Source organism: Micromonospora sp. CNZ296, assembly GCF_007827635.1.
Window position 1 is genome coordinate 291639 of sequence record NZ_VISW01000005.1, and the last position, 25825, is coordinate 317463.

Sequence of the window (25825 nt, forward strand, 5' to 3'; positions counted from 1 at the left end):
CATGGCGATCCCTCTTCCCCGGCCCGGCGCCGTGCTCGGCCTCACCCGTACCGCCCTGGACCAGGCGCTCGGCTCGGCCGCCACGGTGGCCTCGGTGCCCGCTCGCGCCTTCGCCGTCCTCGATCAGGTGGAGGCGCTGGTCCGGCGGATCGACGGGGTGGTGGACCGGATCGAGGGCACGCTCGACCGCACCGACCGGGTGCTCACCGACGCCGAGACGGCGGTCCGCGAGGTGGCGGTGATCAGCACCGCCGCCACCGCGGCGATCGACACGGCGACCGAGGTGGCCGCCGCGGCGACTGTGGTGGTCGGCGAGGCGCAGCGGGTCTCCGAGGCGGCGGCCACGGTGGTCGGCCAGGCCGACCGGGTGGCCCGGACGGCGGCCGGTGTGGTGACCGAGGCGGAGACGGTGACCGCGCGGGCGGCGGGCACGCTGGCGACCGCCGAGAAGGCGACGGGCGTCGCGACCGAGCTGCTGACCGCGTACGAGGCGACGCTGCGCCGGGCCGCGCCGATGGCGGCCCGTTTCGTGGAGCAGCTCAGCCCGGAGGAGGTGACCGCCGCGATCCGGCTGGTGGACGAGTTGCCGAAGCTCAAGGACCATCTCACCTCGGACGTGCTGCCGATCCTGGCCACGCTGGACCGGGTCGGCCCGGACCTGCACGACCTGCTGGACGTCACACGCGATCTCAAGCTCGCGGTCGCCGGCATCCCCGGGCTCGGCATGCTGCGCCGCCGCGGCGAGCGCCTCACCGACGAGGTGTAAGGAAGGGCCCCTTCTTAACGCCTCCGGTAGAGGAAGGGCCCCTTCTTAACCGCCGGGGAACAGCTCGTCGATCTCCGCGCGGTGCGGCAGAGCCACCGAGGCACCGAGCTTGCGCACGCACGCCGCACCGGCGGCCGCCGCCCAGCGGACCGCGTCGGCCAGGTCCCGCCCCTCGCCCCAGGCCACCGCGAGCGCGGCGGTGAACGCGTCCCCGGCGGCGGTCGAGTCGACCACGTCCACCGGCACCGCCGGCACGTGCGTCGGCGGGCGGTCCCGGTCGACGTACCAGGCGCCGTCGCCGCCGAGCGTGAGCACCGCCCGGGGCACCAGGTCGAGCAGCGCCGCCGGCTCGTCCCGGCCGCGACCGGTCAGCGCCTGCGCCTCCGGCTCGTTCACCACGAGCAGGTCGGTGGCCGCCAGCAGCTCGGCCGGCACCGACCGGGCCGGAGCGGCGTTGAGCACCACCCGGGTGCCCGCGGACCGGGCCGCCAGCGCCGCCTCGGTCACCGTCTCGACCGGCACCTCCAGCTGCGCGACCAGCACGTCCGCATCGCGTACGGCGGAAAGCTCGCCGGCGGTCAGCGACGTGAACGCGGCGTTCGCCCCGGGGGTGACCAGGATGGCGTTCTCCCCCGCGCCGCCGACCATCACCAGCGCGACGCCGGACGGGCCGTAGACCACCCGCAGGTGGCCGGTGTCCACGCCGGCCGCCGTCATGCGGGCCCGCAGCGTCACGCCGAACGAGTCCGAGCCGATCGCGCCCAGGAAGACACAGGACGCGCCGGCGCGTACCGCGGCGACCGCCTGGTTGGCGCCCTTGCCGCCGGGCAGCATGACGAAGTCGTCGCCCAGCACGGTCTCGCCGGGCCGGGGCAGCGCGGCGCCGATGCCGACCAGGTCCATGTTGGCACTGCCGACGACGGCGATCCGGGTCTGCGGCACTGTGTCGTCCCGTCGCTCAGGCGGCGCGGGCGGCCCAGCGGTCGCCGGACCGCGTGACCACCAGCGGAAGGCCGAACGTCTTCGACAGGTTGTCGGCGGTGAGCACGTCGGCGAGCAGGCCCTGCGCCACCACGGCACCCTCGCGCAGCAGCAGCGCGTGGGTGAAGCCCGGCGGGATCTCCTCCACGTGGTGCGTGACCAGCACCATCGCGGGCGCGTCCGGGTCGTACGCCAGCTCGGCCAGCCGGGCCACCAGGTCCTCGCGCCCACCCAGGTCGAGCCCGGCGGCGGGCTCGTCGAGCAGCAGCAGCTCCGGGTCGGTCATCAGGGCGCGGGCGATCTGCACCCGCTTGCGCTCGCCCTCGGACAGCGTGCCGTACGTGCGGTCGGTGAGGTGGCCGACGCCGAGCTGGCGCAGCAGCGCGGCGGCGCGGACCTCGTCGGTGCGGTCGTAGCTCTCCCGCCAGCGGCCGACCACCGACCAGGCGGCGGTCACCACCACGTCGACGACGCGCTCCTCGGCGGGGATCCGCTCGGCGAGCGTCGCTGTGGACAGGCCGATGCGGGTACGCAGCTCGTTGACGTCGGTACGGCCGATGCGCTCGCCGAGCACGTGCGCGACGCCGCTGGTCGGGTGCAGCCGGCCGGCGGCCAGGTTGAGCAGCGTGGTCTTGCCCGCGCCGTTCGGCCCGAGCACCACCCACCGTTCGTCCAGCTCGACCCGCCAGTCGACGTCGTGCACCAGCGCCGTGCCGGAACGCTTGACGCCGACCCCGTCGAGGCTGACCACCAGATCCGCGTCCACGGTCGAGGGGGCGAGGGCGCCCGGGGCGCCGGGGATCAGGTCACCAGTCACCGCTCCATCCAATCACGCACCCGGCCCGGCGCCCCCCACGGGCGGCGCCGCCGCCATAGGGTGGGGCGCCGTGTCGTTGGTCACCGCTTCCGGAAGGACACCCATGCCCGACCGCTGCCGGGAGGCGCGCGGATGAGCGCGGTCATCGAGATCGCCGGCCTCCGCAAGACGTTCCACACGCTGCGCCAGGGGCGCCGGGTCGCCGTCGACGGCTTCGACATGCTGGTCGAGGCGGGCCAGGTGCACGGCTTCCTGGGGCCGAACGGGTCCGGGAAGACCACCACGCTGCGCGCGCTGCTGGGGCTGGTCCGGCCGGACGCCGGGCGGATGCGCGTGCTGGGTGCCGAGTCCCCCGAGCACCTGCCGGACGTGGCCGGGCGGGTCGGCGCGATCGTGGAGAGCCCGCAGTTCTTCGCCAACTTCACCGCGCACCGGACGCTGCGGCTGCTGGCCCTGGCCGGGGGTGTGCCGACCGCCCGGGTGGACGAGGTGCTGGAGCAGGTCGGGCTGCGCGACCGGAGCGACGAGCGGGTCAAGGGCTACTCGCTGGGCATGAAGCAGCGGCTGGCGGTCGCGTCGGCCCTGCTGAAGAACCCGGAGCTGCTGATCCTGGACGAACCGGCGAACGGGCTGGACCCGGCCGGCATCCGGGAGATGCGTGATCTGACCCGGTCGCTGGCCGAGGCCGGGGTGACGGTGCTGCTGTCCAGCCACATCCTCGCCGAGATCCAGTTGATCTGCGACCACGTGACGATCGTGAGCCGGGGGCAGCGGGTCGCGTACGGGCCGGTGGAGGAGGTGCTGGCCGGCTTCGACCAGCACCAGTGGCGGGTCCGGGTGGCCGATCCGGAGCAGGCCGGGCAGGTGCTGGGCCGCGCCGGCCTGTCGGTGGCGGTAGCGCCGGACCACCTGGTGGTGACCGGTGTGCAGGATCCGGAGACGATCAGCCGGACGCTCGGCGAGCAGGGCATGTGGGTACGCGAGCTGGTCCCGCTGCGGCCGGACCTGGAGAGCGTCTTCCTGGAGCTGACCGGCGGCAACGAGCACGTGGCGGTGCCGCGGCAGGTCGACGGCGCGCCGCCGAGCGACGGAGTGATCGACCTCGACGTCCGGGAGAGCCGGGAGGTGGACGCGTGAACCTGGTCCGTGCCGAGCTGGAGCGGCTGGCCGCCCGGCGCTTCGTGCAGCTCATGGTGGTGCTGCTGGCTGCCGCCTTCGCGGTGACCGTGGTGACCACGCTCGCCGGTTCGCACCGGCCCGGCCCGGCGGAGCTGAGCCGGGCGCAGGCGCAGGCGGCGGAGAGCGTGCGCCAGATGGAGATGACGTACGACCGCTGCCTGCGGATCCGCGAGGGCACGATCCCGCCGGGCGAGAATGACTACCTGCCGCGCGACTGCGCCCAGATCGACCCGGCCCAGATCGAGGAGTTGCCGACCACGGCCGACTACCTCAGCGGTGTGTTCGTCTTCGCCAAGGAGGCCGAGCCGCTGCTCTACTTCCTGATCGCGTTCCTGACGCTGTTCGGGTTCCTGGTGGGCGCCTCCTACATCGGGGCGGACCTGAACTCGGGCGGGGTGGTCAACCTGCTGCTGTGGCGGCCCCGGCGGCCGACGGTGCTCGCCACGAAGCTCGGCACGCTGCTGGGCGGGCTGCTCGGCCTGTCGGTGCTGGCGTCGGCGGCGTACCTGGGGTCCTTCTGGTTGATCGGCCAGGCGTCCGGACTGGTCGGGCGGACCGGCGGCGACTTCTGGCCGTCGCTCGCAGCGATCTGGGTACGCGGGCTGATGCTGGTGCTGCTCGCCGCGGCGCTCGGGTTCGCCGTCGCCACGCTGGGCCGGCACACGTCGGCGGCGCTCGGCACCGTGGCCGCGTACGTGGTGGTGTGGGAGCTGGGGGCGCGGCTGGTGTTCCAGATCCTGGAGGTCGGCCGGCCGGACCGGTACATGCTGTCCAGCTATCTGGCGGCCTGGCTGTCCGGTGAGGTGCGGCTCTGGGACAACAACGCCTGCGGCCCCGGGATCTCCGGCTACTGCGACGGCTCCTACACGCTCACCTGGACGTCCGGCCTGGTGGTGCTGCTCGGGCTCACCGGCGCGCTGGTGGCCGCCGCGTTCACGGTGTTCCGCCGCCGCGACCTGATCTGACCGGAGCCACACCTCGGCAACTCCTTGCGAACCCTGACGCCATGATGAAGGATTCCTTCACATGGCGCCAGGGTGCACGACGCGGTCAGCCGACCGTCGAGCCGAACACCTCGTCGCGTACGGCGTCCAGCGCGGTACGCAGCGCGCCCCGCAGGATCGGCTCCTCGGTCAGCCCGGTGGTCACCACCCGGGGCCGGACCAGCGTGATCGCGGCGACCTCGTGCTGCACGCGCTCGGCCAGCGCCGCCCCGCCCGCCTGCCCGACCGCCCCGGCGAGCACCACGAGCGGCGGGTCCAGCACCACGCAGGTGCTCGCCACACCGAGCGCCAGCCGCCGGGCCAGCTCGTCCAGCATCGGACCACCGGCGGTGCCGGCGGCGATGGCCGCGCGTACCACCTCGGCAGCTCGGGCCGCCGCGACGCCCTGCTCCGCCGCCTCCGGGCTGGCGAAACCGTGCTCGGCGGCCACCGCGCGTACCGCGTCGGCGCCGACGAGCTGCTGGAACGCCGGCTTGGCCCGCTTGGACACGTCGCGCGGGATGGGTGCGCCGGGCACCGGCAGGTAGCCGATCTCGCCGGCCGCGCCGCTGCTGCCGTGGTGCAGCCGGCCGCCCAGCATGATGGCCAGGCCGACGCCCGCGTCCACCCAGACCAGCACGAAGTCGGCGGTGCCACGGGCCGCGCCGGACTGCGCCTCGGCCACCGCCGCGAGGTTCACGTCGTTCTCGAACACGACCGGGGTGTCCAGGTCCTCGCGCAGCGCGGCGAGCAGGCCGCTGTGCCAGCGCGGCAGGTTGAACGCGAACGTGATGTCGCCGGTCTGCGGGTCGACCAGGCCGGGGGTGCCGAGCACGACGCGCCGGACGGCGGACAGCTCCGCCCCGGCGCTGCTCGCCGCCTGGACCACGGCGTTGTGCACCACGCCGACCGGGTCGTCGGTGTCCTTCGTGGACTGCTCGACCCGGCCGGCCACCGTACCGGTGATGTCGGCGCAGGCCGCCACCACCCGCTCCGCGCCCACCTCGACGCCCACCACGTACGCGCTGCTCGGCCGGACGGCGTAGAGCTGCGCGTTCGGGCCCCGCCCGCCGGCCTGCTCGCCGACCCGGGCGACCAGGCCGCGCTCCTCCAGCCGCTCGACGAGCTGGGACGCGGTGACCTTGGACAGCCCGGTCAGCTCACCGATCCGGGCCCGGGTCAGCGGGCCGCGTTCGAGCAGCAGCTCCAGGGCCGCACGATCGTTGAGCGCCCGCAGGAGTCGGGGGGTGCCGGGCAGCCGGGTCGCACTCATGCCAACGTCCTCAATTTTCAGTAAAGTTTTCTAACCACAAAACGCCTGCCGAGGGGTGCCCGTTAGCGTATCGGCCACCCCCATCCGCAGAGGTCGGACGACCCGGCAGGGAAAGGGGATACTCGTGGGTCTGGATCCAGGACTGCGCCGGCTCGCGCTGGGCACGCTGCTGGCCGCGTACCCGGGACCGGTCCCGCCGGACTGGGCGGTCGACCTGCTCGCCGACGGGCTCGCCGGGCACACCCTGTTCGGTACCAACATCCACGACCCGGCCCAGGTGGCGGCGTCCACGGCAGCGCTGCGCGCCGGCCGCCCCGACGTGATCGTGGCGATCGACGAGGAGGGCGGCGACGTCACCCGGCTGGCGCACGCCACCGGCAGCCCGTACCCGGGCAACGCCGCGCTCGGCGCGGTGGACGACCCCGACCTCACCCGCCAGGTGTACGCGGCGATCGGCGGGGAGCTGGCAGCGCTCGGTATCACAGTCGACCTCGCCCCCACTGTCGACGTGAACACCGCCGACGAGAACCCGGTGATCGGCACCCGCTCGTTCGGGGCGGACCCGAAGCGGGTCGCTGTCCACTCGGCCGCCGCCGTCGCCGGTCTCCAGTCGACCGGCGTGGCGGCGTGCGCCAAGCACTTCCCCGGGCACGGCGCCACGGTCGCCGACTCGCACCACGAGCTGCCCACAGTCGACGTGCCGCCAGCGGTCCTGCGGGGCCGCGACCTGCCGCCGTTCGCCGCCGTGGTCGACGCGGGCGTCCGCGCGGTGATGACCGCGCACATCCGGGTGCCGGCGCTGACCGGCGACGGTCCGGCCACGTTCAGCCGCGCGGTCCTGCACGACCTGCTGCGCGTCGAGTACGGCTTCACCGGCGCGGTCATCACCGACGCGCTGGAGATGAAGGGCGCCGTGCTCGCCGCCGGCGGGGTCGGTGCGGGCGCGGTGCGGGCCCTGGCCGCCGGCGCGGACCTGCTGTGCATCGGCGCCCGGGTGGACGCCGAGCTGGTCGAGTCGGTCGCCGCCGAGATCGTCGCGGCGATCACCGACGGCCGGCTGGCTCGGGAGCGGGTCGAGGAGGCCGCCGGCCGGACCGCCGCGCTCGCCGCCGCCACCGGCCCCGCCGACGCCCCGCCGCCGGCCGTCGACGGCCTCGGCTACGCCGCCGCGCTGCGGGCGGTACGCGTCGAGGGCGATCTCACCGGCGACACCGCGCCCCTGGTGGTGCAGGTGCACGCCACCTCCACCATCGCCGAGGGGCGGGTGCCCTGGGGGCTCGGCCCGCACCTGGCTGCCGGGGTCGAGCAGGCCCGCGCGGTGGCGGGCGAGACCGACCCGGACCAGTTGCGGCGGCTCGCCGGGGACCGGCCGGTCGTGCTGGTCGGCCGGCACCTGCACCGGCTGCCCGGCGCGCGCGAGCTGGTCGAGGCGCTGGCCGCCACGCATCAGGTGACTGTGGTCGAGATGGGCTGGCCGGGCGCGTGGCGGCCGGCGGGCGCGCGCGCCTTCGTCGCGACCCACGGCGCCAGTCACGCCAACGGCCGTGCCGCCGCCGAGGTGCTCGGCCTGACCGCCTGACCCGGACCTCACCCGGCCCGCCGTCTCCGGACGGCGGGCCGCCTTCTTGAACGTGTTCAAATTCTGTCGTACGCTCAGGGCGCCCAGGATTTGAACACGTTCAAGAGAGGCGACGGGGATGGACGTGAAGGTCTGGATGTACCTGGCCTACCTGACGGTGAGCATCGGCCTCACCATCTGGGTGGCGCGGGCGCTGTCCCGCAACGGGCTGGTGTTCCTGCAGGACGTGTTCGCCGACAGCCGGCTGGCCGAGGCGGTCAACAGCCTGCTGGTGGTCGGCTTCTACCTGCTCAACCTCGGCTACGTCACGGTGGCGATGAAGGAGTCCGGTCCGGTCGGCGACGCCAGCCAGGCGCTGGAGCAGCTCTCGCTGAAGGTGGGGCTGGTCCTGCTGGTGCTCGGCGCGCTGCACTTCTTCAACGTCTTCGCGCTCGGCCGCTACCGCCGCGGCCGCCTGCGCCAGCAGGCCACCCACCCGCCGCTGCCGCCGGTCGGAATGCTCCCGCCGCAGGGCGGACCGGTACCGGCGGGTCCGAACCCGCCGGCCCGGTGACGTCCGCCCCGGGCGGGCGCCGGCAGGATCCCACCGGGCACGGGGCCGGTGGGATCCGCGGGTTCACCGTCCTGTTCGACGCGGACTGCCCGATGTGCCGGGCCGCCCGGCGGTGGCTCGCCTCGCGCGCCCAGCTCGTACCGCTGGAGTTCGTGCCGGCCGGGTCCGCCGAGGCCCGGCGGCGCTTCCCCGGCCTGGACCACGACGCCGCGCTGCGCGACCTGACCGTGGTGGCCGACACCGGCGCCGTCTACCGCGGCGACGGCGCCTGGTTCGCCTGCCTCTGGGCGCTCGCCGAACATCGCGCCACGGCCGAGCGGCTGGCCCGCCCGCACCTGCTGCCGCTGGCCCGGCGGGTGGTGGCGGCGGCCTCAGCGGTCCGCGAACGGATCCGGGAACCGGGATACGGTGACGACGATGACCGAGCAGAGTGCGCCGACGACCGCTGCGGGTGGACAGGGGTCGACGGCCCGGGGTGAGCAGACCCGTCAGCTGATCCTGGACACGGCGATGCGGCTGTTCCGCGAGCGCGGATACGCGCGGACGACGATGCGCGCGGTCGCCCAGGAGGCAGGCGTGGCGGTGGGCAACGCCTACTACTACTTCGGCTCCAAGGAGCACCTGGTCCAGGAGTTCTACGCGGGCACCCAGCGCGAGCACCGGGAGGCGGCCGCGCCGGTGCTCGCCCGGGAGCGGGACTTCGGCCCGCGACTGGCCGGGGTGCTGCACGCGGGCGTCGACGTACTGAGCCCGTACCACGCGTTCGCGGGCGCCTTCTTCAAGACGGCGGCCGAGCCGACCTCGCCGCTCAGCCCGTTCTCCGCCGAGTCGTCGGCGCCCCGGGACATGTCGATCGCGCTGTTCCGCGAGGCACTCACCGGGTCCACCGTCAAGCTCGACGACGAGCTGCGCGAGGCGCTGCCCGAGCTGCTCTGGCTCGGCTACATGGGGGTGGTGCTCTACTGGGTGCACGACCGCTCGGAGGGGCAGGTCAAGACCCGGCAGCTCATCGACGGCGTGGTGCCGCTCGTGGACCGGCTGGTGGGGCTGTCCCGGCTGCGCGTGCTGCGGCCGGTCACCCGTCAGGCGCTCGCCCTGATCCACACGCTGCGTCACTGACTTCGCCGCCGCGCCTGCCAGCGATTGCGCAGGTGAGAGTCCGTAACCGGACAGTGGCACACCCCTTGTTGACCACCGGCACTAACACATAGCGTTACCGATGTCGGGGCCTGGGGGAGAGCAGCGGACCGTGGATCCGGCCCGGGATCCACGGTCCGCGCCAGGCCGGGGATCCAGGCTGGCTCAGCGGGGGAAGACGCCGAAGGCGGTGAGGCCGCGATCCGGGAACCCGGCCGCCTCGGCCACCCGGCCGGACGCCGCGTTGCCCGGGTCGTGCAGGTAGGTGGGGATCGCCCCCTCGTCGAGCACCCGGCGGGCCGCCTGCGCGACCAGCCGCCGGGCCAGGCCGCGCCCGCGCGCCGTCGGCACCGTGCCCACCGCCAGCTCATGCCCGTACGCGTCGTGCCGCTTGATCCCCACGCCGGCCCGGTACGCGCCGTCGGCGCCCCGGACCACGAGCACCTCCCGGTCGAACAGCCGCAGCCACGGCGGCAACCCGGCCAGCGTGGGCGGCACCCACTCCCCCACCTCGGGCAGCGGCGCCGGGTCGGTGCACCACCGGAAGACCGAGGTGTGCGCGATGAACTCGGGCATGCCGACCGTGTCCGGCAGGGCGGGCAGCCACTCGCCGAGCGGCCGGTCCCGCACCAGCGTCCGGACCGCCTCGACCCGGTCGGCGGCCACCGAGAGGACGGTGCTGCCGCCCGCTGTCACCGCGACGGCCGGGCGCAGCCGCCCGTCCCAGGCCGGGCGGGCGCGGCGGTAGGACCGGACCACGTGCAGCCCGGGGCCCGCCGGCCACTGCCCCAACCAGGTCGCCAGATGAAGGAAGACCCGCCGGTCGAGCACGTGATCATGGTACGCCGGGACGCCGCGCCCGTGCCTGCGGAATTCGCCGATCGCGGCGCGGTTGAGACGCGCGGCACGCGGGTAGAGGGTCGGCACGCCAGCGGCGGGCGCCGATTCCTGGTTCCGCCACCGGCCGCAGGAACCCCGGCGCTTCGCGGAACCGAAGGCATCGCCCCCTGCGTCATATTCATTTCCATACATGGACAAGTTTCTCTGGGACGGTAGTGGTCATGCCTCACGAACCGAATGACCGATACCAGCAGGACGCGGAGCGCGGCTGGCGGGCCGCCGCAGACGCCGGACGGTTCCCGGCGCAGCCGGCGTACCGCGAGGCCCGCGACCGAGCGCTCTCCTGGGCCGAGCTGAACGCGCAGCCGGCCGGCACCGCCGCCTGGCGTGGCCTCACGCCCCTCTGAGAGGGCGGGCGGCGACACACCGGCCGGGCGGGCGTACCGGCCTTCGCACACCTGTGCGGTAGCGTCTTGTGGTCCGATTTCCGGCCTACGACAGGAGAAGCTCCGCGCATGGGCAAGAAGACGATCCACGTCTCCGACTTCACCGGTCAGGTGCTCAGCCCCGACGACGAGGTGGTCAAGGTCGTCGTCCTGGAGCACCCGGACCTGGTCGCCGGCCCCGTGCAGCTGGACGCCACCGCGGTCGAGGTGGAGAGCATCGACGACGCGGCGCTCGACGTCGCGGTGGTGGAGATCCACGACCGGCACGGCCACGGTGAGCCGCGCCGGGTGGTGCTGACCGCCAGCGAGTTCGACGCGATGGCGACCGACGTGCCGATGGCGCAACTGCTGCGTACCGCCGAGCGGGTCAAGCCGCCGAAGGCCCGCCGCGCCACCGAGAAGATCGACTACGGCACCATCGAGCACGCCGGGCGCCCGCACCGCGGCCGGGTCACCGAGGAGGAGGCCCGGCTGGTCCGGGAGCACCTCGACGAGGTGAACAAGCGGCTGGCCGACGCCGGCATCCGCCAGGTCGACCCCGCCGACCCGGAGCACGCCGCCCGGTACGGCTTCCCCACCGCCGGCTGACACCCGGACGCCGGGCACGCGCCCCCGTGACGCGTGCCCGGCGTGGTGTCAGGCCCCTTTCCGTGTGATCTCGGCGAGCGCCGCCTCGAACGCCGACTCCAGCGCGGACTTCTCCAGGCCGAGGCCGCGCAGCACGCCGTCGTCGCCCTCCTCCTCCAGCAGGGCGAGCAGGATGTGCTCCGTACCGATGTAGTTGTGCCCCATCCGCAGCGCCTCTCGGAAGGTCAGCTCCAGGACCTTCTTGGCCCGTGCGTCGTAGGGGATCAGGTCCGGGACCGGGTCGGCCTTCGCCGGCAGCGTCGCGGTGACGACCTCCCGCAGCCGTTCCAGGGGTACGCCCCGAGCCACGATCGCCGCGGCGGCCAGCCCTTCCGGCTCGGCGAGCAGTCCGAGCGCGACGTGGCCCGGGGTGATCTCGGCGTTGCCCGCAGCCCGCGCCTCCTCCTGCGAGGCCAGCACCACGTTGCGGGCGCGCGGGGTGAACCGGCCGAACCCGGAGTTCGGGTCGAGCGCGGCGGCGGTCTCCGCCTTGGCGGCGGAACGCTTCTGGGCGGCCTGCTTCGTCACGCCCATGCTGCGGCCGATCTCCGTCCACGAGGCGCCGGAGCGGCGCGCCTGGTCGACGAAGTGCCCGATCAGGTGGTCGGCCACGTCGCCCAGGTGGTCGGCGACGAGAACGGCGCCGGCCAGCTGATCGAGCGCGTCGGTGTGCGCCTTCTTGATGCCGTCGATGAGGTCGTCGAGTCGTACCGGCTGGGTCATCTTGAGCGGTTCGGTCTCCTCCATGCGTCAACCATAGGTTGACGATCTCGGACCGTCAACCCTCGGTTGACGGCACCGTCCGCGTCGCATGATGATCTCGACGCGGGTACTGTCGGTCGAGGTGAGCACCCATTCGACACTGCTGTTCGTGCTCGCCGCCGTCGCGGTCGTCATCGCCGTGCGGTGGGTGGCCTCCCGGACCGGCCTGCCGGCAGCCGCGCTGCTGCCACTCATCGGCATCGCGTACGCGCTGCTCCCCGGCCCCAACGTCAGCCTCGACCCCGACCTCGTGCTCATGGTCGTGCTGCCGCCGCTGCTCTACAGCGCCGCGCTGGACTCCTCCCTGCTGGACATCCGCCGCAACCTGCGGATCGTGGTCAGCCTCTCCGTGGTGCTGGTGCTCCTCACCGGACTGCTCGTGGGCATCGGGTTCCACCTGTTCGTGGCCGGCGCGACGCTGGCGGCAGGCATCGCTGTCGGTGCCGCGATCGCGCCGCCCGACCCGGTCGCCGCCCTGGCCGTGGGCCGCCGGGTCAACCTGCCGCCGAAGATGGTCACGATCATCCAGGGCGAAGGGCTGCTGAACGACGCCACCGCGCTGACCATGCTCAGCGTCGCTGTGGCCGCCGCCGTGGGCGGCACGTTCTCGTTCCCCGCCGCGATCGGGCAGTTCGTGCTGGCGGCGGCCGGCGGCATCGCGGTGGGCGTGGTCGTCGCACGGGCGAAACGGCTGGTCCGGCCGCTCACCGCGGACCCGCTGCTGTCGAACGCGATCTCGCTCGCGACGCCGTTCGTGGCGTACCTGCTCGGCGAGGCGCTGCACGTCTCCGGCGTGCTGGCAGTGGTGGTCGCCGGCCTGATCGTCGGCCACGAGACGCCACAGTTCGGCTCCGGGGCCGCCCGCCTCCAGACCAACGCCGTGTGGCGGCTCGTCGACTTCCTCCTCGAAGGCTTCGTCTTCCTGCTGATCGGCCAGCAGCTCCCCGCCGTCATGCGGGGCCTGCGCCAGTACGAGACGTCGACAATCGTCATCGCCGTCGCCGTGTCGGTCGGCGTGGTGCTGCTTCTCCGCCCGGCCTGGCTGATCCTGACCCAGTGGCTCCCCCGGTCGCTGCACACCCGGCTCGGTGGCGTCGCCGAACAGGACGACACCGACGACCCTGATGCCGCACGCCGGCTCGGCGGCGTCGACCGCAACGCCCGCGGGCTCACCTCCCGCGAGGTGGTGGCCCTGAGCTGGTCCGGTACGCGTGGCGTGATCAGCCTGGCCGCGATCTTCACACTGCCGCTGACCACCCGTAGCGGAGATCCCTTCCCCGATCGTGACCTGCTGCTGTTCTGCACCTTCGTGGTCGTCCTGGTGACGCTGGTCGGGCAGGGCCTGACGTTCGCGCCGCTCGCGCGCATGCTCGGCCTGCGCGCCAACGAGGCCGACCAGGCCCGGGTACGCAACGAGGCCCGCTCGGCCGCGGTGGAGGCCGCGCTGGCCCGCCTCGACCTCGTCGCCGCCGAGGAGCCGGACAGCAGGGTCGCCGTCAACACCACGCGGGCACAGTTGCAGACCCGGCTGGCCCGCTACCGAGGGCGGCTCGACCTGCTCCAGCAGAGCGGATCGTCGGAGCTGCCCACCTCACCGGAGTACGAGACGGCGCTGCGGGTCCGCAGGACCGTCCTCGAAGCGCAGCGCGAGGAGTTGCTGCGGTGGCGCGACTCCGGGCGGCTGCCGGACGAGGAACTACGCGTGCTGGAACGCGAACTCGACCACGAGGAGCTGCTGCTGCCGAAGCGGGCGCCGGGCTGACTCCGGACCCGGCGCCCGCCGACCGCCTCACAGTTGGCGCAGGATCACCGGATCCTTGATCTTCTTGTCGGCGGCCAGCAGCAACGCCTTGCTGATGATCTCGGCGAGCCGGCTGTCACCTTCGAAGGGCAGGTACATCTCCGGCTCCTTCGCCTTCGCCGAGTCCGGGATGATGCACAGGTACCGCTCGTCCGGTGCGATCAGGATGTTCCCGGAGCGCGGACTTCGAGGACCTGACCCTGACCCAGCTCCGCCTCGCCGACCAGCGCCGGGAGGTCGTCCTGGCCACGCGCTGGCTGGACGACGACCACCGCCACCTGCTGTCGCTGTGGTGGCTGGTCGAGGCCGGTCACCTCAGCCGCGCCGACCTGGTCGACGCCCTGAAGCTGGCCCCGCACCACGTGACAGTGCGCGTCTCCCGGATGAAGGCGCAGCTGGACACCGCCCGGCTGGTCGTACGGGCCCTCACCGCCCGGCCCGCTTGCGCCGGCCTGGCCGACACGGCCGGCGGCTGGGACCGCCGACCCGCGCCGGTGTGGCGCAAGCGGTTCGCCCGCCACATCCGGGACTGCCCGCACTGCCCGGACGCGACGACCGACCTGGTCCCCGCCGAGCGGCTGCTGGCCGGCCTGGCGCTCACCCCGATCCCGGCCGGGCTCGCCTCGGACGTCACGCACCACCTGCGCAACGTCGCCTCGCCGTCGCACGTCGTACCGCCCGGCGCGCAGATCGTGACCGCCGGGGCGCGGTCGACGCTCTCCCTGTCCAAGACCCTGGTCGGCGTCGTCGCCGCCGTCGCCGTGCTCGGCGGGGGCGGGCTCGTCCTCGCCAACTACCCGGAGGAGCCGGGCCGGCAGCCGGCGAGCGCGGCAGCCGCGCGGCCCTCGGCCGCGACCGCCGCACCGGCGCTCACGCCCTCCCCGACCGCGGTGGAGCCTTCAGCGACCACGGTGAAACCGTCCCCCACCACGGCGCGCCCGAGTCGCGCCAGGTCGGTGAAGCCGTCACCGAAGCCGACTCCGTCGCCGTCCCGGTCGGCCGGCACGTCGACGGGTGTCTCCACCGCGGAACGGCGGCTGCTGGTGCTGCTCAACGAGCGGCGTCGCGCGCTCGGGCTGACCGAGGTCAAGCTCGGCGCGGCGCAGCACCGCGACGCGGAGGCCTGCGTACGGCAGAACCTGAACGCCGGCAGCGGGCTGAAGCACTGCGGGCACGAGGTGCTGTTCGCGTCGTCCGGCACCGCCACGCCCGAGCAGATGATCGAGGCGTGGTTCAACAGTCCCGGCCACAAGACGGCGCTGACGTACACCGGTTCCCGCTTCGCCGGCCCGGCCATCGTCTCCAACGGCAGCCGCCAGGTCGCCGCCATCAACATCGACTACTGAGAGCGGGCCCGGACCACGGTCGTCGGCGGTCGCTACGCTCCCCTGATGACGCACGAGAAGGAGATCGTCGAGCCGGTCGACCTGTGCATGCCGGACGGGCGGCTCAACCCCGCCGCGGTCGGCTGGACCCGCCGGCCGCTGCACCGGGCGAACCTGCGCGGCTGGGGAAGGGCCAAGCGCTGGGAGTACTGGGGGATCGTGACGCCCACCCACATCGTCGGCCTCGTCGCGTCGTCGCTGGACTACGCCGGGGTGCACGGCGTCTACGTGCTCGACCGCGCCACGAAGGTCGAGACCGGCAAGGACGTCGTGGTCCCCTTCGCCCGTGGCGCCGTGCTGCCGCCGGTCAGCGGCGTGGGCACCGTGTACGCGCGCGGCGGCGGCCTGTCGATCGACATCGACCAGACCACCGAGGGCAGCACGATCCGTGCCACCGCACCGGGCATCGAGATCGACCTCGTGGTGCCGCTCCCGCCCGGCCACGAGTCGCTCGGCGTCGTGGTCCCGTGGAGCACCCGCCGGTTCCAGTACACGGTCAAGGACGTCGGCCGCCCGGTGCGGGGCTCGCTGCGGGTGAACGGCACGACGCACGTCGTGCCCGAACGGGACTCGTTCGCCGTGCTCGACCACGGCCGGGGCAAATGGCCGTACGCGATCACGTGGAACTGGGCGGCGGGCAGCGGACCGGACGTGTCGATCCAGCTCGGCGGCAAGTGGACCGACGGCACCGGCTCGACCGAGAACGCGTTGTTCGTCGGCGGCCGGCTGCACAAGCTCGGCGCCGAACTGCACTGGAGCTACGACCGCCACGACTGGCTGCGGCCGTGGCGGATCAGCGGCGATCGGGTCGAGGTGGAGTTCCACCCGTTCCACGAGAAGATCTCGCGCACCAACCTCGGCGTCGTGGCCAGCGAGACCCACCAGTGCTTCGGGCACTTCTCCGGCTGGGCCCAGGCGGACGACGGCGAACGGGTGGCTCTGGACGGCCTGGTCGGGTGGGCGGAGGAGGCTCAGAACCGCTGGTGACGCAGCCGGGCGTTGACCTGCCGCACCACTTCCTCGGGAAGCTTGACCACGCGGCGGTCGTACGTGAGCAGGCCGTTGAGCTCGTCCTCCACGTCGGACAGCTGGGTGTAGACGGTCGCGCTCAGACCGGCCCGGATCGCGGGCACGATCTGCTCGGTGTGCAGCCGCGTGAACGCCTCCGCCAGTTCCTCGGTGCTCCGGCACCGCCGGTAGCCGAAATCCTTGCGGCTGAACGCGTGCCCGTCGACGCGCAGGTTGTAGCCGCCGTACTCGGACAGCACCAGCACCCGGCGGTCACCGCGTCGCCGCGGCACCCGGAAGCGGCGGAAGTACACGTGCAGGCTGCGCAGGTCACCCCCACGCTGGTCGTGCCATCCGCTGGCGTGGTCGACAGTACGGGTGGGGTCGAGTTCGGCGACGTCGCGGGCGATCCGGGCCGCGTCGAACTGCCCCCAGCCCTCGTTGAAGGGCACCCACACGGCGAGGCCCACCACGTTGCGCAGATGCTCGACGGTGTCGCGCATCTCGGTCCGGAACCGGGCCCGTCCCCCGGCGTCGGCGCGGCCGAACCAGCGCCGCAACCGGCCCCGGTCGGGCAGCCGCAGCGGCGTCACCGCCGGCGCGGTGACGACCAGCGGGTGGTAACCGCTGCCGCCGTTGACCATGTCCTGCCAGACCAGCATCCCCAGCCGGTCGCAGTGGTAATACCAGCGCAGCGGCTCGATCTTGATGTGCTTGCGCAGCATGGTGAACCCGAGCCGCTTCATCGTGGCGATGTCGGCGATCATCGCCTCGTCGGAAGGCGCCGTGTACATGCCGTCCGACCAGTAGCCCTGGTCGAGGATCCCGGCGTGGAAGTACGGCCGGCCGTTGAGCAGCAGGCGGGGCACGCCGTCCCCGTCCGGTCCGACACCGAACGAGCGCATGCCGAAATAGCTGCGTACCCGATCCGCGCCCAGCTCGACGGTCACGTCGTAGAGGAACGGATCCTCCGGGCTCCACTGCCGTACCTCAGGGATCGGGATGCGCACCGCCACGCCGACCGGCGCGGTGGCCTCGGCCACCGCGATGCCGTCAGCCAGGATCCGGATGCCGGCGTCGCCGGCATCCGCCGTCGCGTGCGCCGTCACCTCGACGCACCTCTCGTCGAGGAGCGGCGTCAGGGTGAGGTGCCGCAGGTGTACGGCGGGCACGCTCTCGGCCCACACCGTCTGCCAGATCCCGGACTGGGCGGTGTACCAGATGCCGCCACGGCGCAGCCGCTGCTTGCCCCGGGAGTGGTGGCCGGTGTCGCTGTCGTCCTGGACCGCCACGACCAGGACGTTGGCGTCCTCGCGGAGCGCGTCGGTGATGTCGCAGGTGAACGGCAGATACCCGCCGGTGTGGCCGCCGACCGGGACGTCGTTCAGGTAGACCCGGCAGGTCTGGTCGACCGCGCCGAAGTGCAGCAACAGGCGCGAGCCGGCGGCGTGGAAGCCCGCCGGGAGGGTCAGCGGACGGCGGTACCAGAGCGTCTCGCCCGGCTGGAGCTGCCGCCCGACGCCGGAGAGCGCGGACTCCGGCGAGAACGGCACGAGGATATGGCCGTCGTAGCGTTCGGGCTCGGTGGGCGAGCCGGTGATCGCGTACTCCCACCGGCCGTTGAGGTTGAGACAGCTGTCCCGGGCGAACTGGGGACGGGGATAGTCGGGCAGGACACGCTCCGCGTCGAGCGTGGCACCCCACGGGGTCAGCAGCGTCATGCCGGGGCCCCCTGCTCCCGCCGCCGCAGGGCCACGGCCGGCACCGCGATGAGGACCAGCACGGCCAGTGCCATGAGGAAGATGCCCGGCGTCGGGACCTGCTTCACCACGCCGAGATCCTCGTAGACCTCGCCGGCGCCGGTGATCACGGCGGCGCCGAGGTACGGGCCGACGAGCATCGGAATGAGGATGGCGAAGACCATCCGCAGCCCCTGGACATGGCCGGCCCGGCCCGGTGGTGAGTAGTCGCGGACGAGGGCGCCGATCGGGGCGAGGACGAGCATGAAGCCCGACATCATCACGATCCCGGCGGCGATCACGGGAACCATGCCGCGGGCGAGGAACATCAGCGCCAGGCCGGCGCCGTAGACCACTACCGCCGGCAGCAGGAAGCGCACCTTGCCGACGCGGTCGATGAGCCGCCCGCCGACCACGCTGACCGCCGACGCCGTGACGAGGACGACGGCCAGGACGACGGCGTACCCCTCGATCCTCAGGTACCGCTGCAGGTAGATGATCAGATACGGCAGGAACACCTGCGTGGAGATCCCCCAGACGGACCAGGCCGCCAGCGCGAGGTAGAGCCCCGGGTTGGCCCGCATGGCGGCCGGGCGCAGACCGTGGACGACAGCCCGCAGGTAGCCGCCCTCGTGCCGGACGAGTGACGGGCTGTCCTCGACCAGGAACCAGGCCAGCACCCCGGCCACCGCCATGATCGCGCCGATGACCACGAAGAACAGCTGCCAGTTCCCGGCGCGGGCCAGCCCGTCGAACCCGCCGAAGATCACCAGCATCGAGACCAGCGGCATGATGGCGAGCACCGACTCGACCCGGCCACGGTTCGCCGGCACCGTCACGTCGGTGACCCACGCCTGGAACGCCGCGTCGTTGGCCCCCGAGCCGAGGAAGGACATCAGGCAGTCCAGCGTGATAACCGCGATCGCCGTGACCAGCACGACGTTCGCCACGGGCGCGATGTCCTCCACGAAACCCACTGTCAGGAAGCCGAAGGCGGCTGTGGAGACGCCCCACAGCAGGTAGCCGCCGGCGATGAACGACCTGCGCCGGCCGGTCCGGTCGGAGAGGGCGCCGAGCAGCAGGGTGGCGACGGTGGCGGTCACGGCGCTGGCGGCGACCATCGTGGCGATCGCGTTCGGATCGTCGGTGATCGTGTCGTACACGAACAGGTTCAGGTAGATGTTCTCGATGGTCCAGGCCATCTGCCCGACGAGTCCGAGGACGATCAGCGCGGTCCAGGTGCGGGGCCGCAGGCCGGCTGGACCGGCCGACGTGGCCGGGGTGAGCACGCTCCGGGTGGCGGACACGACGGCCTCCTTCGACGGATCAGAATATGATCCGTCCCGTCCGGCCGTCGATGGGTCCGGGGTCGGCCACGCCGCCGTTGAAGTGCGGGCACGACGAAAAGGCCCTGGTACGGAGTAGCCGGACCATGGCCTTCGTCATCAGTCTTTGCGGACGGCGAGGTTGAGGGCGGCGACGGTCAGCTGGGTGAGGTCAGGAAGTTGGTCCTCGCCGAGCGTGACACCGCGCAGGTTGTCCAGCGACGTCTTGAGACCGTGGAGGCGGCTGCCCCGCAGATCGGTCCCGTCGAGGTGACAGGAGTCCAGTTCCAGACCGGCGAGGTCACACGACCGCAACACCAGGCGAGGTAGTCGGCAGGAAGACCACGCGCCGTTCGTGAGAGTGCAGTCGGTGAACGCGACCGAGCCGGCGGCGGCGACGCGCTGGAGGCTGGCGTAGTCGAAGCGGCAGCCGTCGAACAGGACGTCCTTGAGGCGTACGTCAGTGAGTCTCGCGCCGGTGAACCGGGAGCCGGTGATCGCGCAGCGTTCGACGGTGATGCCGGTCAGGGTCGCTCCGGAGAAGTCGGTGCGGGTGATCTCGCAGCCGTAGAGGCTGCCGGCTTCCCAGGTGCTCTCGCTCAGGTCCGCGCCAGCGATCAGGCTGCTGCGGATACTGGCGTCCTCGAGGTGCGAGCCGCGCCACGCCGCGCCGTTGACGAGTGCCTCGGTGAGGCCGTCGGCGAGGTCCGTGGTGGTGTCGAGGTCGTCCGGATCGAGGTCCGGCAGCAGGATCTTCAGGTCGCCGATCGTGGTGGTGCGCATGTGTCCTCAACCTGTGTGGGCGCGGGGTGGGCACGCCACCCCGCGCGTCCCGTCGCGGAGGGCTACTTCTTCTTGTTCCAGTTGTCCCAGCCGGGTCGGCTGTCGAACTTACCCTTGTTGTCCCAGGTGGGGCGGTTGTCGAACTTCGCCGCGTCGATCGACGCTACCGACCGCTGCGGGTCGACGCCGAGGCGGGCGAGGTGCTCGGGTGCGGCGTTGATGAGGACTGCAAGGGCCTTGGTCATGGTGCTTCTCCTTGCGGGGTGAGGTGGTCCGCGGCGGCGCGGACGAGGGCCTGTCGGGTGGTTCGGCAGTAGGTCGTTTCTCGGGCGGTGAACGTCGCGTGCTCGAAGTAGCGGTTGCCGGCCTGCGCGCCCCGGCAGAAGTCGTAGAAGGCGCAGTGGTCGGCGCAGTCGTTGAGGGCCGTAAGGAACTCGGCGACGTAGTCCAGGTCGCCGGCGCCGGCAAGCATGGCGGTGATCGGCTGTTGGAGGACGTTGCCGGCAATGAAATCGCCGTATCGCGGCTCGGTGATGCCGAGCAGCTCCGGTGACAGCAGCACCACCTGCCCATCCCAGGAGACGGTCGGGATCGGCTCGTAGGGCGCGTGATCGACGTGGCCGGAGCGGGTGGCGGCAATATAGTCGGCCAGGCGGTCCACGTCGCGGATCCGCAGCGTGCTGCCGCCGACGCGCCGTGCGATGAGCTGCTGCCAGAACCGGTACGCGTCATCCTCCGCGACCGGTGCGCGGTCGGCGCCCTCCTGCTCTTCGATGTTGAAACCCACAGACTCGCAGCCCGGCAGGCCGGTGAAGAAGTCGACGAGTGCGTCCGCGTGTTCGATGGTTTCCGGGGTGACCACACAGATCACCGAGTACCTCAGCCCCGTGCCGGCCAGCATGTGCATGCCGCGCAGGGTGCGGGCGTCCGTCGGGTTGCCGGCCCGGTCGAGGCGGTTGCGGTTCAACGCGCCCGGTCCGTCGATGCTGACCCCGACCTCGAACCCGTAGGTGGTGAACAGCTCGCACCACTGGCGGTTGATCAGCGTCGCGTTCGTCTGGATCTCGTGACACACCAGCCCCGCGCGCCGCAGCTCCTCGAACGGGGCCAGCAGATCCCGGAACAGCCCGATGGGTGTGGCGGTGGGTTCGCCCCCGTGCCACACGACACTCACCGGATGACCGCTGTTCTGCTGGGCGATCGACTCGGCGCAAGCCTGCGCGACCGCGCCGCTCATCAGACGCAGGGATCTCCGGTCGGGCAGGTAGCAGTAGGTGCAGTCTAGGTTGCAGAAGCTCGTCGGCTGCACGACCAGGGTGTGGAAGCTGCCAGCGACCGCCGGCTGGCCGGTGGAGTCGATGAGTCCGATACCGTTCACGAGGTGGCCTCCTCGATGCTGACGGCCGTGGTGGTACTGACGCGGTAGGCGTGGGTGTGGCGGGCGGGCCAGCCGAGGAACCGGTCGAACATGTCGGCGGCGCTGCCCGTGACGCTCGGGTTCAGCCGGTGCAGGTCATCTATCGCGTCGTGCAGGCAGCCGGCCAGGTAGAGGAACAGGCTCACCGGCACTTCTCGGTACTCGGCCAGAAGCGCGAGCTTCGCCGCGCCGCAGGGCCACGGCTGACCGCACCGGCGACACCGCCACAGCGGGCGCATCGGCAGATGTTCCACCTCGGCTGGCGCGAGCCGGTTCGCCGCGAGACGGCGCTGTGGCCCGGTCACCGGCGACCGCCCTCGCGGGCTTGCTGCTCGAACAGCCGACGCCACACGAAGGTGAGAAGCGGCAGATCAGCCGGCCACACCCGTCCCGGCGAGGCCGTCCACCTCGGCTCGGGAAGCCGGGACTGGCCGGCCATGGCGTTACGCGAGACGTACACCGTCATGCCGCCACCCCCACCAGGGACGATGAGCGGCGGGCTCGCCGGGGGATCGGCGAGCCCGCCGCCGCACCACGGCGGCTGGGAGCGGACCGCCGATCACCCACCCACGCAGCCCTCATGGCGGTACGCAGGCGGGGAAAGCCTCGAGACAGTTCGCTCCCGGACGGGCCGAGCCAGCGGCCCAGACCGTGGTGTGGAGCGCCGCTCATCGATCCCTCCATCTGCAGCTCCTGTCAGTCATCCCGACACCGGCATCGACACGTGCCGTTGATCCGAGGTGAACTGAACGTAGGGGCGACCCCTTCGGAGGACCGGGAAAATCCGTACCGGGTCCAGCAGCCTTCAGCGGGCAGGGTGATGGTGTGCGAGGGATGACGGACGACATGACGATCGGCCAGCGCGTCGCCTTCTACCGGCGTCGGCGAGGGCTCTCCCAGGAGGTGCTGGCCGGTCTGGTCGGCAAGACGCAGGAGTGGTTACGCAAGGTCGAAACGAACCGGGCCGACCTGGACCGGCTGTCGGTCATACGCGCGATCGCCAAGGCCCTCGACGTGTCCCTCGGCGACCTGATCGGTGCACCGAGCCTGTTCGAGTGGTCGGACGACTCGGGACGCGAAACTATCCCCGCCCTGCGGGCCGCTCTCCACGACTATCGTCACCTCGCGCCAACGCTGGCCCGCACGGGCGATGTCGAGGCCCTCACCCTACGCGAGATCGAGATCGATGTCGCCGAGATCTGGACCGCCTACCAGCACTCCCGTTATGGCACCCTCGCCCGCCGGCTGCCCTACCTCATCCACGACTGCCTCACCGCCACCGAGGCGTACGACGGAGACGACGGCCGGCGCGCACATGCGATGACCGCCTACGCCCACCAACTCGCCGCGTTGTTCCTCACCAAGCTCGGCGAAGGTGACCTCGCGTGGACCGCCGCCAGCCGAGGGCTGGCCGCCGCGAACGCCAGCCACGATCACGTCGTCATCGGCTCACTCAGCCGCTCCGCCGCGCACTCGCTGGCGTCCATCGGTGAATATGCCCAAGCCCGGGGCCTCGCCGCCACGGCGGCGCAGTTCCTGGGACCACGGCTCGCCAAGCCGACTCCGCAACTGCTGTCGGTCTACGGCAGCCTGCACCTGGTCTGCGCGCTGGCCGCCGCCCGGGACGACGACCGCGCCTCCGCCGACACCCACATCGCCGAAGCCGATGCCGCCGCACGGCGACTCGGTGCCGATGGCAACCACGTGTGGACCGCATTCGGCCCGACCAACGTGTCGATCCACAAGACGACCGTGGCAATGGAACTCGGCGACGTGCAACGCGCCATCGCCATCGGCGCCCCACTCGACACCAGCACCGTGCCCGTCGAGCGGCAGGTTCGGCACGCCATCGAGACCGCCCGAGCCCTTGCCCGGTGGAACCGCATCGACGACGCGCTCGCGGCGCTTCTGGACGCCGAGGTCATCGGCCCCGACCAGGTGCGCTACCACCGGCTCTCCCGCGACCTCGTCCGGGACATCCTCACCCGCCCCCGACCACCTCGACTGGCCGTCGAACTCAGCGACCGGATGGGCGTTCGGTCGGGAGGGCCGCGCTGGTAGCTGGGCTCAGATCAGTCGGCTCGTGTAGCCAGCGGCCACCAGGCGCTGGAAGGCCTCCCGTACCTCGTCCGGCATCTCCTGCGGGATCGCGAACCCGCGCTCGGCGTACACCTCGATCCGCTGTGTGTCGCCGACCAGCATGTCCACCACCCGCCGCGGGTCGCCGATGCTACTCACGTAGTCGTCCAGTTCGAGTGGATTCGACGCGCACACCACATCAACCTCCGGCCACATAAGCCTGCAGGTGGCGTAGGCCCGACGCTGTTGGTAGGGCCGCGACATGATCAGCACCGACTTCACCGGTATCTGGTGCTCGGTCAGGAGCTGACGCGAGTACTCCAGGTTCTGAGCGGTGTTCGTGGCACGCGGCTCTACGAGAATCGCTTCCCCGGGTACACCCTGCTCAATGGCGTACTCGCGGTAGTGCACTGCTTCTCCACGCGGAAAACGCTCGACGGTCGTCGGGGCGTTCGCGCCGGTGAACACGATCCTGGGGAACAGGCCCTCGTGAAACAAGCGCGTCGCGATGACAGCCACCCCGAGGTCATGACTGCCCAATCCGATCCCCACGTCGCACGGATGCAACTCGTGACCCATGTCGTGGTAGCGCCAGAGCGTCTCCACGTCCGCCCGAATCGCGTCGGGGATCGCCTCGGCAGGTGCCGCCGCATGCCGGCTCATCAGCACCTACCAGTCCGGTCCGCGCTGGGTTCCCTCATGCCGCCAGCGTAGGGGTAGCAGGGCACACGACGCCGCTGACTCCAGCACCAGGCCGCTGGCCTCCTAAGCATCAGAAGGTTGGCGGCGGTCGGGGGCATCGTGACGTGGGCGGTCAGGTTCCAAGCTCGACGAGGCGACGCCTGCCAGTTTCACCCGGGACCTGCCATACCTGCTCGCCCGGCCGGCTAGCGCCAGCTCCCCCAAATGTGAGACTGTCCATGTAACTGAATGTGTCTGTACAGCTGCATTTAGCGATGTGGGTGGTTCCGTTGGAACAGCTTCCATTGTGGGGACCCAGCACCGACGAAGAGCCAAGACTGAAACCAGTCCTGGCACGACCAGCGAAACTCCGCCTCCTGATCACAGTGAAGGCGGCACCCAACCCCTCCGCGCGGTACGGCGAGACGGTCTGCGTCGGGGCACTGGGCATGGACCCACCCTGGACGGGCTGGATTCGCCTCTACCCAATCCACTACCGGCACCTCGACGACGACGGCAAGTTCCACAAGTACGACATCATCCACGTCGAGGCGCTCCCAGCCAGGCAAGACCAGCGGCGCGAGAGCTGGAAGCCGATCGTGGACACCATCACCACCGAGCGGCATATCGCCAATCGGCAGTCGCGCCGGAACCTCCTCGATCCACTCGTCGAAGACTCCATGTGCCGGCTCAACAAACAGGCCCGCGACGACCCGAGCGCACGATCGATCGCGCTCATTCGCGTGGCCGACATCTCGGCGCTTCAGGTCAAGCGACACCCCGGCTGGTCGGCGGAGGATCGCAGGAAGATCGCTGGCTACCTCAACCAGTTCGACCTACTGGAACCGGCCAAGCGCAGCCCGCTTCAAGCACCGCGCTTCACCGGCGCCTACCGCTACCGCTGCGCGGACCGCCAGTGCCGCGGTCACCAGCAGACACTCTGGGATTGGGAGTTCGTCGCCCTACAACGTCGCCTGAGCAAGCTCACCGACCCAGAGGCCGAGGAGCAGCTGAAGAACAGGTTTCTCACCCGGCTCTGCGCCGCCGACCGCGACGTCGCCTTCTACGTAGGCAACCAAGCGGCAAGACCGCAGTCCTTCAGCATCGGCGGCGTCTACGCACCGAGACGGCCCACCGCCCGGTACCGGCTGCACGTCAACTAATGACGTCGGCCAGCACGTCGGCATGGCACGCATCCTCGACGCGGCACCAGCACGCCAACTGCTTCCCCGTGAGCTCTCGACGCGCCCGGTCCACGAGGGCCGGCTGCCCCACAAGCCACTGCCGATAGAGGCGTAACGCCTCCGCCCGATCATGCTTTCGCAGGCTGAACGGATTGGCCCACGGAGAACGCCGCAACCCGAACCCCTGCCGCCCCACATACACGGCACCGGGCGGCACCACCGGGTGATAGAGATCCCCCTGCACACGAACCCGCGGCTGTCCCCCCACACCGCCAGCGTAATCGCCAATGATCGGCCCCGCGTGGATGCTCGAAGGAAGCGCGTCGACGCCCGGGCGGGCGGATGCGCCAACGACCCCGAGGACCCAATGCGGGCTGGCCACCTCAGAAAATGACGATGAGCCCAGGCGTCCACGGAACAACGACATGTCCCAGCAACGCCGGCCCGGTCCAACGGCTCCCGAGCACCCACCGAGCGACC

General features: G+C 71.9%; 29 protein-coding genes. 14 read left to right on the forward strand and 15 right to left on the reverse strand.

The features are described 5' to 3' along the window. Position 1 precedes the first annotated feature (1 nt). Complete coding sequence (locus tag FB455_RS11545) at positions 2 to 766, forward strand: hypothetical protein (RefSeq protein ID WP_013284442.1); 765 nt, start codon at positions 2 to 4, stop codon at positions 764 to 766. 45 nt (positions 767 to 811) lie between these two features. On the opposite strand, the gene FB455_RS11550 is transcribed toward FB455_RS11545, so the two are convergent. Then, a complete protein-coding gene (locus FB455_RS11550) occupies positions 812 to 1708 on the reverse strand; it encodes a ribokinase (protein WP_047893915.1) in 897 nt (298 codons plus the stop codon). A 16-nt stretch (positions 1709 to 1724) separates the two neighbouring features. Then, positions 1725 to 2564, reverse strand: coding sequence for an ABC transporter ATP-binding protein (locus tag FB455_RS11555; protein ID WP_013474286.1), 840 nt, complete (start codon positions 2562 to 2564; stop codon positions 1725 to 1727). A 132-nt stretch (positions 2565 to 2696) separates the two neighbouring features. On the opposite strand from FB455_RS11555, the gene FB455_RS11560 reads away from it, so the two are divergent. Both FB455_RS11560 and FB455_RS11565 read left to right on the forward strand, forming a co-directional pair. Then, positions 2697 to 3701: an ATP-binding cassette domain-containing protein gene (locus FB455_RS11560; RefSeq protein ID WP_145753292.1), complete on the forward strand. Its 1005-nt coding sequence runs from the start codon at positions 2697 to 2699 to the stop codon at positions 3699 to 3701. Then, complete coding sequence (locus FB455_RS11565; protein ID WP_013474284.1) at positions 3698 to 4708, forward strand: ABC transporter permease subunit; 1011 nt, start codon at positions 3698 to 3700, stop codon at positions 4706 to 4708. The genes FB455_RS11560 and FB455_RS11565 overlap by 4 nt, the downstream gene beginning before the upstream one ends. Positions 4709 to 4793: 85 nt before the next feature. Here FB455_RS11565 and FB455_RS11570 read toward each other — a convergent pair whose 3' ends face one another. After that, entirely contained in the window at positions 4794 to 5999 is a 1206-nt protein-coding gene (locus FB455_RS11570) for an ROK family transcriptional regulator (protein ID WP_013284437.1), read from the reverse strand. A 124-nt stretch (positions 6000 to 6123) separates the two neighbouring features. Between FB455_RS11570 and FB455_RS11575 the strand changes: the two genes are divergently transcribed. The 4 genes from FB455_RS11575 to FB455_RS11590 all read left to right on the forward strand — a co-directional run bounded on the left by FB455_RS11575 (position 6124) and on the right by FB455_RS11590 (position 9250). Next, positions 6124 to 7578, forward strand: coding sequence for a glycoside hydrolase family 3 N-terminal domain-containing protein (locus FB455_RS11575; protein WP_145753294.1), 1455 nt, complete (start codon positions 6124 to 6126; stop codon positions 7576 to 7578). 118 nt (positions 7579 to 7696) lie between these two features. After that, on the forward strand, positions 7697 to 8131 hold the full coding sequence (locus FB455_RS11580) for a hypothetical protein (RefSeq protein ID WP_013284435.1): 435 nt from the start codon (positions 7697 to 7699) through the stop codon (positions 8129 to 8131). Beyond that, the gene (locus tag FB455_RS11585) at positions 8128 to 8610 is read left to right on the forward strand and encodes a thiol-disulfide oxidoreductase DCC family protein (protein WP_145753296.1); all 483 of its coding nucleotides are present in this window, start codon (positions 8128 to 8130) and stop codon (positions 8608 to 8610) included. Before FB455_RS11580 ends, FB455_RS11585 begins: the two co-directional genes overlap by 4 nt. After that, the gene (locus FB455_RS11590; protein ID WP_013284433.1) at positions 8549 to 9250 is read left to right on the forward strand and encodes a TetR family transcriptional regulator; all 702 of its coding nucleotides are present in this window, start codon (positions 8549 to 8551) and stop codon (positions 9248 to 9250) included. Before FB455_RS11585 ends, FB455_RS11590 begins: the two co-directional genes overlap by 62 nt. A gap of 183 nt (positions 9251 to 9433) precedes the next feature. Here the strand turns inward: FB455_RS11590 and FB455_RS11595 are convergent, their stop codons facing one another. Beyond that, positions 9434 to 10099 carry a GNAT family N-acetyltransferase gene (locus tag FB455_RS11595; RefSeq protein ID WP_186461569.1) on the reverse strand — a complete coding sequence of 222 codons (666 nt, stop codon included), beginning with the start codon at positions 10097 to 10099 and terminating at the stop codon, positions 9434 to 9436. Between the two features lie 230 nt (positions 10100 to 10329). Between FB455_RS11595 and FB455_RS11600 the strand changes: the two genes are divergently transcribed. Together FB455_RS11600 and FB455_RS11605 are read left to right on the forward strand one after the other, a co-directional pair. Continuing rightward, entirely contained in the window at positions 10330 to 10515 is a 186-nt protein-coding gene (locus tag FB455_RS11600; protein WP_145753300.1) for a DNA repair protein, read from the forward strand. A gap of 108 nt (positions 10516 to 10623) precedes the next feature. Beyond that, complete coding sequence (locus FB455_RS11605) at positions 10624 to 11142, forward strand: hypothetical protein (RefSeq protein ID WP_013284430.1); 519 nt, start codon at positions 10624 to 10626, stop codon at positions 11140 to 11142. 48 nt (positions 11143 to 11190) lie between these two features. On the opposite strand, the gene FB455_RS11610 is transcribed toward FB455_RS11605, so the two are convergent. After that, positions 11191 to 11928: a Clp protease N-terminal domain-containing protein gene (locus FB455_RS11610; RefSeq protein WP_013284429.1), complete on the reverse strand. Its 738-nt coding sequence runs from the start codon at positions 11926 to 11928 to the stop codon at positions 11191 to 11193. A 64-nt stretch (positions 11929 to 11992) separates the two neighbouring features. Between FB455_RS11610 and FB455_RS11615 the strand changes: the two genes are divergently transcribed. Next, a complete protein-coding gene (locus tag FB455_RS11615) occupies positions 11993 to 13705 on the forward strand; it encodes a Na+/H+ antiporter (RefSeq protein ID WP_145753302.1) in 1713 nt (570 codons plus the stop codon). A 27-nt stretch (positions 13706 to 13732) separates the two neighbouring features. Here the strand turns inward: FB455_RS11615 and FB455_RS11620 are convergent, their stop codons facing one another. Further along, positions 13733 to 13912, reverse strand: coding sequence for a DUF7737 domain-containing protein (locus FB455_RS11620; RefSeq protein ID WP_486481525.1), 180 nt, complete (start codon positions 13910 to 13912; stop codon positions 13733 to 13735). On the opposite strand from FB455_RS11620, the gene FB455_RS11625 reads away from it, so the two are divergent. Both FB455_RS11625 and FB455_RS11630 read left to right on the forward strand, forming a co-directional pair. Further along, a complete protein-coding gene (locus tag FB455_RS11625; RefSeq protein ID WP_486481521.1) occupies positions 13900 to 15090 on the forward strand; it encodes a CAP domain-containing protein in 1191 nt (396 codons plus the stop codon). The two genes, FB455_RS11620 and FB455_RS11625, sit on opposite strands and share 13 nt — an antisense overlap. A 45-nt stretch (positions 15091 to 15135) precedes the next feature. Continuing rightward, the gene (locus tag FB455_RS11630; protein WP_114919595.1) at positions 15136 to 16116 is read left to right on the forward strand and encodes a DUF2804 domain-containing protein; all 981 of its coding nucleotides are present in this window, start codon (positions 15136 to 15138) and stop codon (positions 16114 to 16116) included. Here the strand turns inward: FB455_RS11630 and FB455_RS11635 are convergent. The 7 genes from FB455_RS11635 to amcA (FB455_RS34260) all read right to left on the reverse strand — a co-directional run bounded on the left by FB455_RS11635 (position 16101) and on the right by amcA (FB455_RS34260) (position 21867). Beyond that, the gene (locus tag FB455_RS11635; protein ID WP_145753304.1) at positions 16101 to 17858 is read right to left on the reverse strand and encodes a glycosyl hydrolase 2 galactose-binding domain-containing protein; all 1758 of its coding nucleotides are present in this window, start codon (positions 17856 to 17858) and stop codon (positions 16101 to 16103) included. The two genes, FB455_RS11630 and FB455_RS11635, sit on opposite strands and share 16 nt — an antisense overlap. Continuing rightward, positions 17855 to 19183 (reverse strand): MFS transporter, encoded by a 1329-nt coding sequence (locus tag FB455_RS11640; RefSeq protein WP_145753306.1) that lies wholly within the window; start codon positions 19181 to 19183, stop codon positions 17855 to 17857. The genes FB455_RS11635 and FB455_RS11640 overlap by 4 nt, the downstream gene beginning before the upstream one ends. A 138-nt stretch (positions 19184 to 19321) precedes the next feature. Then, positions 19322 to 19984, reverse strand: a complete 663-nt coding sequence (locus FB455_RS11645; RefSeq protein ID WP_013284421.1) for a pentapeptide repeat-containing protein — start codon at positions 19982 to 19984, stop codon at positions 19322 to 19324. A 62-nt stretch (positions 19985 to 20046) separates the two neighbouring features. Continuing rightward, positions 20047 to 20229, reverse strand: a complete 183-nt coding sequence (gene amcA / locus FB455_RS11650; RefSeq protein ID WP_013284420.1) for a multiple cyclophane-containing RiPP AmcA — start codon at positions 20227 to 20229, stop codon at positions 20047 to 20049. Continuing rightward, positions 20226 to 21362, reverse strand: a complete 1137-nt coding sequence (amcB, locus tag FB455_RS11655; protein ID WP_013284419.1) for a cyclophane-forming radical SAM peptide maturase AmcB — start codon at positions 21360 to 21362, stop codon at positions 20226 to 20228. The genes amcA (FB455_RS11650) and amcB overlap by 4 nt, the downstream gene beginning before the upstream one ends. Further along, positions 21359 to 21706, reverse strand: coding sequence for a hypothetical protein (locus tag FB455_RS11660; RefSeq protein WP_013284418.1), 348 nt, complete (start codon positions 21704 to 21706; stop codon positions 21359 to 21361). Before FB455_RS11660 ends, amcB begins: the two co-directional genes overlap by 4 nt. Beyond that, on the reverse strand, positions 21703 to 21867 hold the full coding sequence (gene amcA / locus FB455_RS34260; protein WP_013284417.1) for a multiple cyclophane-containing RiPP AmcA: 165 nt from the start codon (positions 21865 to 21867) through the stop codon (positions 21703 to 21705). Before amcA (FB455_RS34260) ends, FB455_RS11660 begins: the two co-directional genes overlap by 4 nt. A gap of 368 nt (positions 21868 to 22235) precedes the next feature. Between amcA (FB455_RS34260) and FB455_RS11665 the strand changes: the two genes are divergently transcribed. Then, a complete protein-coding gene (locus FB455_RS11665; protein WP_030270184.1) occupies positions 22236 to 23462 on the forward strand; it encodes a helix-turn-helix domain-containing protein in 1227 nt (408 codons plus the stop codon). Positions 23463 to 23468: 6 nt separating this feature from the next. On the opposite strand, the gene FB455_RS11670 is transcribed toward FB455_RS11665, so the two are convergent. Then, positions 23469 to 24149, reverse strand: coding sequence for a YdcF family protein (locus tag FB455_RS11670; protein ID WP_186461571.1), 681 nt, complete (start codon positions 24147 to 24149; stop codon positions 23469 to 23471). A 287-nt stretch (positions 24150 to 24436) separates the two neighbouring features. Between FB455_RS11670 and FB455_RS11675 the strand changes: the two genes are divergently transcribed. Continuing rightward, positions 24437 to 25324 (forward strand): hypothetical protein, encoded by an 888-nt coding sequence (locus FB455_RS11675; protein ID WP_145753308.1) that lies wholly within the window; start codon positions 24437 to 24439, stop codon positions 25322 to 25324. On the opposite strand, the gene FB455_RS11680 is transcribed toward FB455_RS11675, so the two are convergent. Continuing rightward, positions 25317 to 25772 carry a DUF4326 domain-containing protein gene (locus FB455_RS11680; protein ID WP_486481522.1) on the reverse strand — a complete coding sequence of 152 codons (456 nt, stop codon included), beginning with the start codon at positions 25770 to 25772 and terminating at the stop codon, positions 25317 to 25319. The genes FB455_RS11675 and FB455_RS11680 overlap by 8 nt on opposite strands. Between the last annotated feature and the right edge of the window lie 53 nt (positions 25773 to 25825).